The organism is Geomonas subterranea, from assembly GCF_019063845.1.
GTDB lineage: Bacteria > Desulfobacterota > Desulfuromonadia > Geobacterales > Geobacteraceae > Geomonas > Geomonas subterranea.
This window is the reverse complement of sequence record NZ_CP077683.1, coordinates 1,718,501-1,732,857: the sequence shown is the minus strand read 5'-3', so window position 1 is coordinate 1,732,857 and position 14,357 is coordinate 1,718,501. Positions and strand designations below refer to the sequence as shown.

The window sequence follows — 14,357 nt, the reverse complement described above, 5'->3', positions numbered from 1 at the left end:
CCTTGACATTAACGCGATTACAAAATACCATTCACAGGATCTTTAACCCCTGAGGTAGCTATGCACGTAAGCAGACTGGGTGAACTGCTGGTCACAAACAACCTGATCACCAAGGAACAGCTGAAGCAGGCGCTCGCTGAACAGAAGGCCGCGGGCGGCCAGTTGCGTCTTGGGTCTATTCTGGTCAGGGATGGACTGATCAACGAGGCGGATCTCACATCTTTTCTTTCCAAGCAGTACGGTGTGCCGACCATCAACCTGGCCGACTATGAGGTCGATGCCGGGGTCGTCAAGATCATCCCCGTCGATATCGCCCACAAGTACCAGATCGTTCCGGTGAACCGTGCCGGTTCCACGCTCATCATCGCCATGAGCGACCCCTCCAACATCTTCGCCATCGACGACATCAAGTTCATGACCGGGTACAACGTCGAAGTGGTCGTGGTCGCCGAAAGCGCCATCAAGACCGCCATCGACCGGTTCTACGATCAGAGCGCCTCGCTCGCCGACGTGATGAGCGACCTGGAGATGGAGGACCTGGAGGTCATCGGGGACGAGGAGGAGATCGACGTCGGCTCCCTGGAGCGCGCCACCGAGGACGCCCCGGTCGTCAAGCTGGTCAACCTCATCCTCACCGACGCCATCAAGAAGAAGGCCTCCGATATCCACATCGAGCCCTACGAGAAGTACTTCCGGGTGCGCTACCGCATCGACGGCGTGCTCTACGAGGTGATGAAGCCCCCCCTGAAGCTGAAAAACGCCATCACCTCCCGCATCAAGATCATGAGCGAGCTGGACATCGCGGAGAGGCGCCTGCCGCAGGACGGCCGCATCAAAATCAAGCTCGGCGGCGGCAAGGATATGGACTTCCGCGTCTCGGTGCTCCCCACCCTGTTCGGCGAGAAGATCGTTCTGCGTCTTCTGGACAAGAGCAACCTGCAGCTGGACATGACCAAGCTGGGGTACGAGCCCGAGGCACTGGCGCACTTCCAGCGTGAGATCCACAAGCCGTTCGGGATGGTGCTGGTCACAGGCCCTACCGGCAGCGGCAAGACCGTCTCGCTGTACTCCGCGCTCTCCGAACTGAACAAGGTCACCGAGAACATCTCCACCGCCGAGGACCCGGTCGAGTTCAACTTCGCCGGCATCAACCAGGTGCAGATGCACGAGGACATCGGCCTCAACTTCGCCGCCGCACTGCGCGCCTTCCTGCGCCAGGACCCGGACGTGATCATGATCGGCGAGATCCGTGACTTCGAGACCGCGGAGATCGGCGTCAAGGCCGCCCTCACCGGTCACCTGGTGCTCTCGACCCTGCACACCAACGACGCACCCTCCACCATCAACCGTCTGCTCAACATGGGCATCGAGCCGTTCCTGGTCGCCTCCGCGGTGAACCTGATCACGGCCCAGCGCCTGGCGCGCCGCGTCTGCAGCGAGTGCAAGGTGGTCGAGGAAGTGCCGGCACAGGCCCTGATCGCCGCCGGGCTCCCGGCCGAGCAGGCGTCCTCCGTGGTCTGCTACCGCGGAACCGGCTGTCCCAAGTGCAACGGCACCGGCTACAAGGGAAGGGTCGGCTTCTACCAGGTCATGCCGATGCTTGAGCCGATCCGGGAACTGATCTTAAACGGCGCCAACACGGCCGAGATCAAGCGCGAGTCGATGCGCCTGGGAGTCAAGACCATGCGCCAGTCCGGCCTCACCAAGCTCGTCGAGGGGGTCACCTCGTTCGAGGAGGTCCTGAGGGTCACGGTGGCCGATGACTGACGACACGCAAGTCTAACCGAGACGAGGTATTCATGATCAACTTTCATCAAATGCTCAAAGAACTGGTGGAGAGGGGCGGTTCCGACCTCCACATCACTACCAATACCTCGCCGCAGATCCGCATCGACGGCAAGCTCACCCCGATGGACGTCCCGCCGCTCAACGCGATCGAGACCAAGCAGCTCTGCTACAGCATCCTGACCGATGCGCAAAAGCACAGGTTCGAAGAGGACAACGAACTCGACCTCTCCTTCGGCGTCAAGGGACTCTCCCGCTTCAGGGGGAACATCTTCGTTCAGCGCGGCGCGGTCGCCGGCGTTTTCAGGGTGATCCCGTACAAGATCCTCTCGTTCGAGGAACTCGGGCTGCCGCCGGTGGTGAGGGCGCTGTGCGACAAGCCGCGCGGACTGATACTGGTCACCGGCCCTACCGGCAGCGGCAAATCGACCACGCTCGCGTCGATGATCGACCACATCAACCAGAACCGCCACGACCACATCGTCACCGTCGAGGACCCGATCGAGTACCTGCATCCGCACAAGGGGTGCATCGTGAACCAGCGCGAGGTGGGCGCCGACACCAAGAGTTTCAAGCACGCCCTCAAGTACGTGCTGCGTCAGGACCCCGACGTGGTCCTGATCGGCGAGCTGCGTGACCTGGAGACCATCGAGGCTGCGCTGACCCTGGCCGAGACCGGTCACCTCTGCTTCGCCACGCTGCACACGAACTCCTGCGCCCAGACCATGAACAGGATCATCGACGTATTCCCCCCGTACCAGCAGACCCAGGTGAGGACCCAGCTTTCCTTCGTCCTTGAGGGGGTCATGTCCCAGACCCTGATCCCCAGGGCCAACGGTCCCGGGCGCGCCCTGGCGCTGGAGGTGATGGTCCCGAACCCCGCCATCAGGAACCTCATCCGCGAGGACAAGGTGCACCAGATCTACTCGCAGATGCAGGTCGGGCAGGAGAAGTTCGGCATGCAGACCATGAACCAGTGCCTGATGACCCTTTTGTCGCGTCGCCTCATTACGGTCGACGACGCCCTCGGGCGCTCGTCCGAACCGGACGAGCTGAAGCAGATGCTCGCCCCGGGTTCGTCGGGGGCGGCCCAGCTAAGACGTCCGCCGCAACGATAGCAGCAGCCAGTCCCGGTCCCGCCGGGAAAGGAGTACTACATGACAAAGTTCGACTGGGAAGCAAGGAGCAAGGCCGGCAGCGTCCAGAAGGGCGTGATGGAAGCCGCCAGCGCATCCATGGTGGAGGCGCAGCTCAAGAGATACGGGTTCACCGGCATCACCGTCAAGGAGCATGGCAAAGGGCTCTCGATGGAGCTGAAGCTCCCGGGGTTCGGCGGTCCCAAGAAGATCGAGACCAAGGACCTGGTCGTCTTCACCCGTCAGTTCGCCACCATGATCGATTCGGGCCTGCCGCTGGTGCAGTGTCTGGACATCCTCTCCAGCCAGCAGGAGAACAAGACCTTCAAGGATATCCTGGTGAAGGTCAAGGAGAGCGTCGAGAGCGGCTCCACCTTCGCGGACGCGCTCTCCAGGCACCCCAAGGCCTTCGACCAGCTCTACGTCAACCTGGTCGCGGCAGGCGAGGTCGGCGGTATCCTCGACACCATCCTGTCCAGGCTCGCCGCCTACATAGAGAAGGCGATGAAGCTCAAGAAGCAGGTGAAGGGCGCCATGGTCTACCCGATCACCATCATGTCCATCGCCGTCATCGTCGTGGGCGTCATCCTGATCTTCGTCATCCCGACCTTCGCCAAGATGTTCGCGGACTTCGGGGGGGAACTGCCGGCGCCGACCAAGTTCGTCATCGCGCTCTCCAACTTCCTGGTCAAGTACATCGTGGTGATCATAGCCGCCATGTTCGCCCTCAAGTACGCCATCGGCAAGTACTACAGCACCCCCAACGGGAGGAAGGTCCTCGATGCCTTCGCGCTCAGGGCCCCGATCGCCGGTCCCCTGATCCGCAAGGTTTCCGTCGCCAAGTTCACCCGCACCCTGGGGACCATGATCAGTTCCGGCGTCCCCATCATGGACGGGCTCGAGATCGTCGCCAAGACCGCGGGGAACAAGGTCGTCGAGGAGGCGATCTACAACGTGCGCCAGTCCATCTCCGAGGGTAAGACCATCGCCGAGCCGCTTGCCGAGAGCGGGGTGTTCCCGCCCATGGTCGTGCAGATGATCTCCGTCGGCGAGGCGACCGGTGCCATGGACGCCATGCTCAACAAGATCGCGGACTTCTACGATGACGAGGTCGATGACGCGGTGGGTGCGCTCACCTCCATGATGGAGCCGTTGCTCATGGTGTTCCTCGGCACCACGGTCGGTGGACTGGTCATCGCCATGTATCTTCCGATCTTCAAACTGGCCGGCGCGGTTGGCGGTTAAGCTGGATGATCGAGAAGAAAAAAGTCTTCTGGTTCATACTGCTAAGACTGCTGGTGGTATCCGTCTTCCTGGTTACCACCCTTTATCTTGACGTACACACCTACGATGTAAGTGGCGAGGTCGCCGGAAGAGTGCTGGCCCGGCTGCTCGGCGCCACTTACCTCTTTTCCCTGCTTTCACTGGTGGTGCTGCGCAAAGCGTCCGCCAGGACCACCCGCACCCTGACCCATCTCCAGATCGTCTGGGACCTGATCCTGGTTACCGTCCTGATCCTGGTTTCGGGCGGGGTCACCTCCCACTACGCGTTTCTCTACTTCCTGTCGATCATCAGCGCCAGCGTGCTGCTGGCCCGCTCCCAGGCCTACTACACGGCGTCGCTGTGCGTCATCTTCTACGGCGCCATCCTGGATTTCCAGTACTACGGCAAGCTGGCTCCCCTGGGGCTTTCCCCGTACCCCGCGCAGCAGTGGGGCGCTGAGTACCTGTTCTACCTGATCTTTCTCCACTGTGCCTCCTTTTTCCTGACCGCGTTCCTCGCGGGGCACCTGGCCGAGCGCGCGCGGGTATCCGAGAGCGCGCTGCAGGAAAAGGCGATCGACTACGAGGAACTGGAAAGGCTGAACTCCTGCATCGTCTCCACCATCGACAGCGGCCTTTTGACCATCAATGTCAGCGGCAGGATCCGGGTCTTCAACCGCTACGCCGAACTGCTGACCGGGGTTTCCCAGCAGGACGCCTACGACCGCCCGCTCAGCGAGGTTCTGCCCGGGTGCGCCGGGTTCGAGTCGAGTTTCTTCGAGTCGGGGCAGGGGGAATTTCAGCACAAGGGGCCCGACGGCAGCGAACTGCTGCTGTCGTACAAGTCGGTTCCTTTGCTGGACAAGGACGGCGCGCCGGTAGGCGCCATCTTCGACCTGCACGACCTGACCGAGCTAAAGCGCATGGCCGCCGAGCTGAAGCGGGCGGACCGGCTGGCGGCGCTGGGCGAGCTTTCGGCGCGGATGGCCCATGAGATACGCAACCCGCTGGCGGCCATCAGCGGCTCGGTGCAGCTGGTCGCGTTGAGGCCCTGGGTGGACGAGAAGGACCAGCGTCTTTTCTCGATCATACTGAGGGAGACCGACCGCCTGGACTGCCTGCTGCGCGACTTCCTTTTTTACGCCAGGCCCAACCAGCCCGCCAAGGTCGCGCTCAACCTGCACCGGGTGATCGGGGACCTCTGTGCGCTCCTCGCCACCGATCCCAGGATGGAGGGGGTGGAGGTCGACAACCAGCTCCCGGCTGATTTGGTGGTGCAGTTCGACAAGGACCAGTGCACCCAGGTGTTCTGGAATCTCCTGGTGAACGCCGCAGAGGCCATCACGGGAGGGGGGCGCATCTGCATCGATGGTGCCCTGGTCAAGGAGGACGCCGGACCCGGCGAGGTGCGTATCAGCATCAGGGATACCGGGTCCGGGATGAGCCAGGATGACCTGAGGCGGGTCTTCGAACCTTTTTTCACCACCAAGAAAGGGGGGACGGGACTGGGGCTCGCCACGGTGTACCGGATCGTGGAGACCAACGGTGGCAGGATGACCATCAACAGCTCCAAGGGGAAAGGGACGACGGTCACGCTGTATCTCCCTGCGTTGTGTTAAAATCCGGACCACGAGCAGGACAGAGGTCCTAAGACTAGGACTGGGCTTAGACCAAGACTAGGCGATGGCGCAGGTCGCTGCGCCGCAACTCGAAGTGAGGTGTTTTTCAATGCGTGCCAGGATTTTGGTTGTCGATGACGAGCTGAGCATGCGGGAGTTTCTCGCCATCCTCCTCGATGGCGAGGGATACCTGGTGGACCAGGCGGAAAGCGCCGAGGATGCCCTGTCCCGCCTGGGGCGGCAGCACTACGAGATGGTGATCTCGGACGTGAGCATGCCGGGACTGGGAGGGATAGAGCTCCTCTCCCGCATCAAGTCCGAATCTCCGGACACCGCCGTCCTCATGATCACCGCCTTCACCACGGCGGAGCAGGCGGTGGAGGCGATGAAGCTTGGCGCCTACGACTACATCGGCAAACCTTTCAAGGTGGAAGAGGTAAAGGTGCTGGTGCGCAAGGCCCTGGAAAAGCAGAGCCTCGTGCAGGAGAACAAGCGGCTGAAGGCCGAGGTGCAGGAGCGCTTCAGCTTCTCCGGGATGATCGGCAAGAGCAAGGAGATACGCGAGGTCTACGAGCTCATCGAGAAGGTCGCCGACAGCATGGCCAACGTACTCATCACCGGTGAGAGCGGTACCGGCAAGGAACTCGCCGCCAGGGCGATCCACTACAATTCTCCGCGCAAGAACGCCTCTTTCGTGGCGGTCAACTGCGGCGCCATCCCCGAAACGCTCATCGAGAGCGAACTCTTCGGTCACGCCAAGGGGGCCTTCACCGGCGCCATCGCCGACCGTCCGGGCCTCTTCGAGCAGGCCGAGGGGGGTACCCTTTTCCTGGACGAGATCGGGGAGCTCCCTTTGCAGCTGCAGGCGAAACTGCTGCGCGTGCTCCAGGAGCGCGAGTTCCGCAGGGTAGGGGGGGGGACTTCCCTCAAGGCGGACGTGCGCATCGTGGCCGCCTCCAACCGCAACCTCGAGGAGCAGGTGCGCGAGGGAAGCTTCCGCGAGGACCTCTTTTACCGCCTCAACGTGGTCCAGATACGCATGCCCTCCCTCAAGGAGAGGAGCGAGGATATCCCGGCACTGGTCGAACATTTCTACAAGAAGTACTCCATCTGGTCCGGGGGGGGCGACATCATAACCCCCGACGCGCTGCGCGTCCTTTTCAACTACCCTTTCCCGGGCAACGTTCGGGAGCTCGAGAACCTGGTCGAGCGCTGCGTCGTGCTGGGGAGCAGGGTGATCGGCCTTGACTGCCTTCCCGCTTCGGTGCGTGAGCATCACACGGTGGCTCTTCCTTCCAGTGAACTGGAGATTCCTGAAGAGGGATTGGACCTGCAGGCTTACCTCGACAGCCTGGAGCAAAAGCTCCTCGTGCAGGCGATGGAGAAGAGCGGCGGTGTGAAGAAGCGGGCGGCGGCGCTGCTGGGGATGACCTTCCGCTCTTTCCGCTACCGCCTGGCCAAGTTCGGCATGGATGAGGAGTGACTGACAAAAAACGTCACTCTTTTGTTGCCAAAATTGTCCCTGTGACGTTTTTTGTTTCCGCGCCGCCACGGGCTTTTTACGGTAAAACCTAGTGTGTACACGCAGTTGCCAGTTTTTTACGGATTGGCCCGCATGTTGCTATAAGGGTAATGTCTTGCGGTAAGGATGTAACAGTCACACCTACAAGTCGGCAACCACCAACGAAAAAGGAGAAACAGATGTTAAACAAACTGAGAAGCAACAAAGGCTTCACTCTGATCGAGCTCTTGATCGTCGTTGCGATCATCGGCATCCTCGCTGCCATCGCTATTCCGCAGTTCTCCGCGTACAGGCAGAAGGCGTACAACTCCGCAGCACTGAGCGACCTCAAAAACTCCAAGACCGCTCTCGAGTCGTACTACGCCGATAATCAGAAATACCCGTACTAATAACTTCTATTTCGAAAGGAGCTTATCATGAAGAAAGTATTAGCGATCGTTGCCCTTCTGGCTGTTGGCGTAGGGTCCGCATATGCAGTTAACTTTACCAATCCGAGCGCTTCCGGCACCGTTCCGTTCGGCACCGATACCAACGGCATGCTCGACTTCAAACCTTCCGCAAACGTAGCCATGGCATACGACTCCGCCACCGCTACCGGCGTTTCCTACACCGTTGGCGCCGTCCACGGCCAGGGGAGCAGGGTTTACGGCTCCTCCTCCGTCGACACCAACATCTACTATGTAGACGTCGCCGCCCCTGGCATCTCCGCTGCCGGCGCAACCGTCACCCCGGGCTTCCCCTCCGGCACTTCCTTCCCGGCGTCCCTGGCCAGCGGCTCCACTCCCTCCACCTACTTCGGTGCAGGTTGGACTGCCAGCAAGTAGTCTTCGTACCATCTGTTAGTCCGAGCGGGGTGCATTGTTTTCTGTGCACCCCGTTTTTTTCTACCGCACGAGGGATCCTTGATGTCGACATTTGAGAATTTCTTCCGCCTGAGTGTTGCCTCCTTGCTGCGCGACCGGTTCCTGTATCTCCTCTTTTGCCTTGCCCTGCTTGCCCTCATCCTGATCCCCGCATTCAGCCTGTTCTCGATGCGCCAGGTACAGGAACTCTCGGTGACGCTCTGTCTCTCGACGCTCTCCTTTCTGCTGGTTGTGGTCGCGGTGCTGACCGGCGCGTCGTCGCTCTGGCGCGACGTGGAGAAACGTTACACCTCGTCGGTTCTGGGGCTCCCCATTTCCCGAACCTCCTTCGTGCTGGGGAAGTTCTGTGCCGTGGCGCTTTTGCTGGCAGTGATAACCGTCGTCTTCGGTGCCGGCTCGTTTGCCGCGATCAAGGTGGCAGCGGGAAGCTACCCCCCTGACATCCCGGTGCGCTGGGACAATTTCTTCGCGGCGGTCTTCTTCGAGTACCTGAAGTCCGTGCTGCTACTCGCCCTCGCCATCCTCCTGTCGGCAGTCAGTACCTCCTTTTACTTCCCCTTTCTCGGCGCCATCGCGGTCTACATGACCGGGAGCGCGAGCCAGGACGTGTACGAGATGACCATGGGGGCGTACGGCAAGGAACTGGTCCCCATCGCGCGGGTCGCCATCAAGGCGGTCTACTACGTCATTCCCAATTTTTCGGCTTTCGATCTGAAGACCAACGCCATCTACGCGCTCCCCCTGGCACCCGTGACGCTCCTGCTCACGCTGCTTTACTTCGCCTGCTACACGGGAATCATCCTCTCCGTATCGGTCTGGAGCTTCTCCAGGAGAGAGTTGCCGTGATGGCCAGGATCGTCTTCGCACTCCTTCTCTGTTCCTACCTGGCGGTGATAATCCCCTTTACCACCGCGGTGGCCAACCGCCCCGTGGCGGTGAAGCTCGGGTCCCTGCCGGATGCGAAGATCCTGAAGCTTCTGGCGGGCGAGCACCGGCACCTCGTCGCGCAGTACGCCGTCGTCAAGGTGCTCTTCTACTACGGGACACTGGTGGAAAGGTGGCAGCAAAAGATCGTGCTGCAGCCGGAGTACGGGAACATGTACGCGACGCTGGTCACCTCGTCGAAACTCGACCCCTGGAACGCCGACGTCTATTACTTCACTCAGGCCGCCTTCACCTGGGACCTGAAGAAGATAACCGACGTGAACGCGATGCTCGACTACGGCATGAGGTACCGCACCTGGGACTACCAGCTCCCCTTCTTCGCCGGTTTCAACTGCGCCTATTTCCAGAAGGATTACTCCAGCGCCGCGCGGTACTTCAAAAAGGCCGCGGAGCTGTCCGGCAAGCCGCTTATGGCCAACCTGACCGCGCGCTACTTCTCCGAGTCCGGCGAGAACGAACTGGGGCTGCACTTCATCGAGTTCATGCAGCGTCGCACCATTGACCGCAAGCTCCTCGAGGTCTATCAGACCAGGAAGCGGGCGCTCATCGGGGCGCTGACGGTGCAAAAGGCGGGAGAGGAGTTCGAGCGCAGGTTCCACAGAAAGCCCGACCGGGTCGCCGACCTGGTCGCCCAAGGCGTTCTGAAAGAGCTGCCCAGGGACCCGTACGGCGGCGAGTACTACTTCGACGAAAAGGGAATCGTGCGCAGCACCAGCAAGTTCGCCTACCTCACCCCGGCGGAAAGGCTGATGCGTGATCGCAAGCGAGGAGACAGTAAATGAACCCACTGGAAATCGACCGCCTCTCCAAGACCTATCGCGGCAAGAGGCTTGCCAAAGTGGCCGCACTGAGCGACCTTTCCCTCCAGGTGGGGAGCGGGGAGGTTTTCGGCTTTTTGGGGCCAAACGGCGCCGGCAAAAGCACCACCATCAAATCCATCATGGGATTCATACGCCCGGACGCGGGGACGGTGACGCTGTTCGGGAAGCCCGTGCAGGATCCTGCCTCCCACCTGCGGGTCGGCTACCTTCCGGAAAACCCTTCCTTCTACGACTTCTTGAGCGCGCGGGAATACCTTCGCTTCGTGGGGAGAGCTTTCGGCATGGATGCCGGGGCCATAGCATCGCGGTCGGCGCAACTGCTCGAACTGCTCGATCTCGCCGGCGCGGCGGACCGTCCCATGAGGGGTTACAGCAAGGGGATGGTGCAGAGGCTTGGGCTCGCGCAGGCCATGCTCCATGACCCCGACCTCTACATCCTGGACGAGCCGATGAGCGGTCTCGACCCCGTGGGGCGGTCCCTGGTGAAGGAGATCATCCGCGACCTGAAAAGGCGCGGCAAGACCGTCTTTTTCAGCACGCACATCACCGCCGACGTCGAGGTGGTATGCGACAGGGTGGGAATCGTCGTCGGCGGACGCTTGCGGGCGATTGACAGCGTCGCCAACATTCTGCAAAGTGGCCTGGAAGGGTACCTGTTGCAGGTGACCCGGGGGGGCGCCCAGGAGGAGCTGCAGGTCGAAAAGGCGCAGCTGCAACAGGTGCTTTCCGATCTGGTGGCCGCAGGCGCCACCATCGACCGTATCGAGCCGCAACGAAAGGACATGGAGGCGTTCCTACTTGAGATTCTCGCTCACCAGCACGACGACCGGGCTTAAGAAGCAGGCGCTGTTCCTGGTCGTAGTCGTCCTCGCAGTCTACAGCCGTGCCGTTTTCGGCACCGTAGTCTCCATCGACGACGTGGGCATAATGAAGTTCTACGGTTCCCAGGGGCTCAGGCTGACCGACGCGCTCACGCCTGGGCAGGGGTACTACTACCGCCCCGTGATCGCTCTCAGCTTCTATCTAGACCACCTCCTGTTCGGCCAGAATCCCATCATTCTGCACCTGGAGAACATCCTGATCCACGCCGCCAACGCGGTGCTCGTCCTCCTATTGGGGCGCCGGCTCCTGCCGGAGAGCACCAGGTGGGCGCCTCTGGTCGCCGCGCTGCTCTTCGCCGTGCATCCGGTGAACTCGGAGGCGGTGAGCTGGATCGCCGGACGCACCGATCCCCTCGCCGCCTCTTTCGTGCTGCTCGCCTGCATATCGCTTCTCAAGGGTATGGAGACCGGCAGGATGCGCCACACCGTGGCCAGCATCGCCCTCCTGGTCGCCGGCGTCATGACCAAGGAGACCGCCATCGTCTTCGTCCCGGCTTCCCTCTTGCTGATCGCCCTCTTGAGGCATCTCCACCCCGGACTCCACGTGGAGTCCGTGCGGATGCAGGCAAGGGTGCTGGTAGCCTGCTACCTTTTGATGGGGGTCCTCATCTCGGCGGTCCTGCTGTCCAGGACGGCGGGGGAGAACAGCCTCGCCAAGCTGCTGATAGCCAACATCAAAAGCCCCGCAGCGTCGCTGCTTCTGGGCGGAGAGGTGTTCGGGTTCTATGTCAAGAAGATGTTCCTTCCCTGGCCCCTGAGCTTCGCCATCGTCGATCTTTCCGCCTGGTACCTGGTCGCGGCCGTCGCGGGGGTCCTCTTCTGCCTTTTCGCGCGCAGGAGCTACCCCACCGTCACCATGCTCTGCATAGGGGCGCTGTTCCTGTTGCCGGCCGTCGCAGTCGGTGTCTTCGACGTGGCCTGGACGGTGGCGGCGGAGCGTTACCTCTACATCCCTTCCGCCTTTTTCGCCATCGGCCTGACCGGGTATGCCGCCGGGGCTCCCCAACTGCGGGAGCGCCTGGCGCTCATCGCCGTGTTTTGCTGCATCGCGGCTGCGGGCTTCGCCACGTGGCACAGGACCGGCATCTGGGGCTCCAACATCGCCCTCTTCGAGGACAGCATCGCCACGAGTCCCACGGTGGGGATGCTGCATCACGAACTGGCCATCGCCTACGCCAAGGCGGGGAGGTACGCCGAGGCCGCGAAGGAGCTGGAGGTTGCCTCCTCCCTCAACATAAGCGAGATGCTCAAGCGGATGATTCGCAAGGACAGGCTTTTGGTGCGCCTGCAGGGGGTCCCTCCGGAGGAGAAGCGCCGGCTCATCAACCTGCACGGGTGGAACCTGGTGAAGCAGGACAAGGACCTGCTCGAGATACTGAGGGCCAACGATTACCTCATCGTGCCCAAGCTCGGGCCTGGCCCCGAGAAGGCGGCGTTGATCTCCGAGCTCGTCACGGTGAGCGAGGCGCTTTTCGCGCTGACCGGTGACCCGATTCTCCTTTACAACAACGGCCAGCTCCTTTTGGAGAGCGGTGACCGCGGCGGCGCCCGCGCCAGCTTCGTCCGCTGCGCGACAGCCGCCCCCCGCGACGCCTATTACATCAAGGCCGCACTGAAGCTTGCCGCCGCGCTGGAGGAGCGATGATTCCCTACCTTCGTCTTCTGCGTACCCACCAGTGGCTCAAGAATCTCATGCTCTTCTTCCCTGCCTTCCTCTCCGGCGCCATCATGCAGCCGGGGATGATGCAGAGGATGTGGCTTCCTTTCGCAGCCTTCTGTCTCGCCTCCAGTGCCACCTACGTCTTCAACGACCTGGTTGACGCCGGAAGCGACCGCCTGCATCCGGTCAAAAGGGGCAGACCCGTGGCCAGCGGCGACATCTCGCTCCCCGCGGCTTCGCTTTTCGCGCTGCTGCTCGCCGCTGTCGGGATCGGCTGCGGGCTCATGGCGCAAGGGGACTTCTGGCGCTATCTGGTGGCCTATTTCGTGATCAACGTCTGCTACTCGCTGAGGCTCAAGGCGCTTCCCATCGTCGATATCTTCTGCATCGCCTCCGGGTTCGTGCTGAGACTTCAGGCGGGGGGGGCGGCCTCCGGCGTGATGGTTTCCGAGTGGCTCTTCCTGTCCGTCTTTCTCCTCTCCCTTTTTCTTAGCACCGGCAAGAGGCTCTGCGAGAAGGGAGGGCTTGGGGACAGCGCCGGGGAGCACCGCAAGAGCCTGGAGAGCTATCCCCCCGGATTCCTCGACCTCGCGATGGCGATGACCGGCGCGGCGGTGCTGGTCACCTACACGATGTACGCGCTCTCCCGGCACGCTCTCATCTACACCGTGCCGCTTTGCACCTTCGGGCTGTTGCGCTACACCATGCGGGTCAAGAGGGGAGGGGGGGGGGACCCGACCGATGCCCTGCTCAAGGACCTGCCGCTCTTCGTCACTGGGGGGCTTTGGGCCGTTTTGGTGGCCCTCGCCATCTACCGATGAGCGGCTACGTCATCCTGGTCAACTACAACGGCTGGCGCGACACCCTCGAGTGCCTGGAAACGCTTTTGCGCTCCGAGTACCGGGATTTCCGGGTCGTGGTCTGCGACAACGGTTCGACTGACAACTCGCTGGAGCGGATCGGGGCATGGGCCGCCGGGACCGAGCCGGCGCAGGTCGGCGGGCGCTATGCCCGTCTCGCCGCTTCGCCGCTTGACCGCCCCATCCCTTTTGTGCGCTACGGGAAAGCCGCGGCCGAGGCCGGCGGAGACCGGGACGAAAACGCCCCGCTGATCCTGGTGGAGTGCGGCGCCAACCTGGGCTTCGCCGGGGGGAACAACGTGGGGTTGCGCTACGCGCTGGCCAGGGGGTGCGACTGGGTCTGGCTGCTCAACAACGACACGGTGGTGGAGCCCCAGGCGCTCGGGAACCTGGTGGACCGCCTCGCCGGGACCCCGGGAGCCGGTATCTGCGGCTCGACCCTGCTCCTCTACGGGGAGCCCAGCCGTGTCCAGGCGCTCGGGGGCGGATGGTACTGCCGCTGGCTCGGACTTGCCTGGCACCTGGGGCGGCTGGGGCGCTGGCCGCAGCGGGTCGACCGTGACCAGGTGGAGCGGCGCATGAGCTATCCCGTCGGAGCGTCGATGCTGGTTTCCGCCGACTTCCTGCGCGAGGTCGGGCTCATGTGCGAAGAGTACTTCCTGTTCTTCGAGGAGCTCGACTGGGTGCTCCGTTCGCGCGGCCGCTTCCGCATGCTGTACGCCCCGGACAGCGTGGTCTACCACAAGGTCGGCGGCGCGATAGGGACCAGCAGCCATCCCGGCCGCAAAAGCCTCGCCTGCGATTACTGGAACATCCGCAACCGGATCTTCTTCACCAGACGGTGGTACCCGGCGGCGCTTCCCACCGTGTACCTGACCCTGGCGGGAGCGCTCCTCACCCGCGCCCTGTTGGGGAAGTGGGACCGCGTCGCCATGATTTTCACCCTCATGTGCGGTGGATGGCGCGAAAAGGGCGCCGCCGTCACCCTTACCCGCGATTGAA

Annotated in this window: 13 protein-coding genes; all 13 read left to right on the top strand. The window is 62.3% G+C overall.

What is annotated here, in order from left to right; genetic code table 11:
* Positions 1–60: 60 nt before the first annotated feature.
* The 13 genes from pilB (at position 61) to KP001_RS07410 (ending at position 14,356) form a co-directional block, all read left to right on the top strand.
* Positions 61–1,767 (top strand): type IV-A pilus assembly ATPase PilB, encoded by a 1,707-nt coding sequence (pilB, locus tag KP001_RS07470; protein WP_217288906.1) that lies wholly within the window; start codon positions 61–63, stop codon positions 1,765–1,767.
* Between the two features lie 32 nt (positions 1,768–1,799).
* Positions 1,800–2,903 (top strand): type IV pilus twitching motility protein PilT, encoded by a 1,104-nt coding sequence (locus KP001_RS07465; protein ID WP_217288905.1) that lies wholly within the window; start codon positions 1,800–1,802, stop codon positions 2,901–2,903.
* Positions 2,904–2,942: 39 nt separating this feature from the next.
* The gene (locus KP001_RS07460; protein ID WP_217288904.1) at positions 2,943–4,166 is read left to right on the top strand and encodes a type II secretion system F family protein; all 1,224 of its coding nucleotides are present in this window, start codon (positions 2,943–2,945) and stop codon (positions 4,164–4,166) included.
* A 5-nt stretch (positions 4,167–4,171) separates the two neighbouring features.
* The gene (locus KP001_RS07455) at positions 4,172–5,803 is read left to right on the top strand and encodes a two-component system sensor histidine kinase NtrB (protein ID WP_217288903.1); all 1,632 of its coding nucleotides are present in this window, start codon (positions 4,172–4,174) and stop codon (positions 5,801–5,803) included.
* Between the two features lie 109 nt (positions 5,804–5,912).
* Positions 5,913–7,286 carry a sigma-54-dependent transcriptional regulator gene (locus KP001_RS07450; protein ID WP_217288902.1) on the top strand — a complete coding sequence of 458 codons (1,374 nt, stop codon included), beginning with the start codon at positions 5,913–5,915 and terminating at the stop codon, positions 7,284–7,286.
* Positions 7,287–7,504: 218 nt separating this feature from the next.
* The gene (locus KP001_RS07445) at positions 7,505–7,714 is read left to right on the top strand and encodes a type IV pilin protein (RefSeq protein ID WP_217288901.1); all 210 of its coding nucleotides are present in this window, start codon (positions 7,505–7,507) and stop codon (positions 7,712–7,714) included.
* Between the two features lie 27 nt (positions 7,715–7,741).
* Positions 7,742–8,149 (top strand): hypothetical protein, encoded by a 408-nt coding sequence (locus tag KP001_RS07440; protein WP_217288900.1) that lies wholly within the window; start codon positions 7,742–7,744, stop codon positions 8,147–8,149.
* An 81-nt stretch (positions 8,150–8,230) separates the two neighbouring features.
* Entirely contained in the window at positions 8,231–9,034 is an 804-nt protein-coding gene (locus KP001_RS07435; protein ID WP_217288899.1) for an ABC transporter permease subunit, read from the top strand.
* Positions 9,031–9,915, top strand: coding sequence for a hypothetical protein (locus KP001_RS07430; RefSeq protein ID WP_217288898.1), 885 nt, complete (start codon positions 9,031–9,033; stop codon positions 9,913–9,915). The genes KP001_RS07435 and KP001_RS07430 overlap by 4 nt, the downstream gene beginning before the upstream one ends.
* Positions 9,912–10,790 carry an ABC transporter ATP-binding protein gene (locus KP001_RS07425; RefSeq protein WP_217288897.1) on the top strand — a complete coding sequence of 293 codons (879 nt, stop codon included), beginning with the start codon at positions 9,912–9,914 and terminating at the stop codon, positions 10,788–10,790. The genes KP001_RS07430 and KP001_RS07425 overlap by 4 nt, the downstream gene beginning before the upstream one ends.
* Complete coding sequence (locus tag KP001_RS07420; protein WP_217288896.1) at positions 10,753–12,480, top strand: glycosyltransferase family 39 protein; 1,728 nt, start codon at positions 10,753–10,755, stop codon at positions 12,478–12,480. Before KP001_RS07425 ends, KP001_RS07420 begins: the two co-directional genes overlap by 38 nt.
* Complete coding sequence (locus tag KP001_RS07415) at positions 12,477–13,316, top strand: decaprenyl-phosphate phosphoribosyltransferase (protein ID WP_217288895.1); 840 nt, start codon at positions 12,477–12,479, stop codon at positions 13,314–13,316. The genes KP001_RS07420 and KP001_RS07415 overlap by 4 nt, the downstream gene beginning before the upstream one ends.
* The gene (locus KP001_RS07410; RefSeq protein ID WP_217288894.1) at positions 13,313–14,356 is read left to right on the top strand and encodes a glycosyltransferase family 2 protein; all 1,044 of its coding nucleotides are present in this window, start codon (positions 13,313–13,315) and stop codon (positions 14,354–14,356) included. The genes KP001_RS07415 and KP001_RS07410 overlap by 4 nt, the downstream gene beginning before the upstream one ends.
* The last annotated feature ends 1 nt before the right edge of the window (position 14,357 follow it).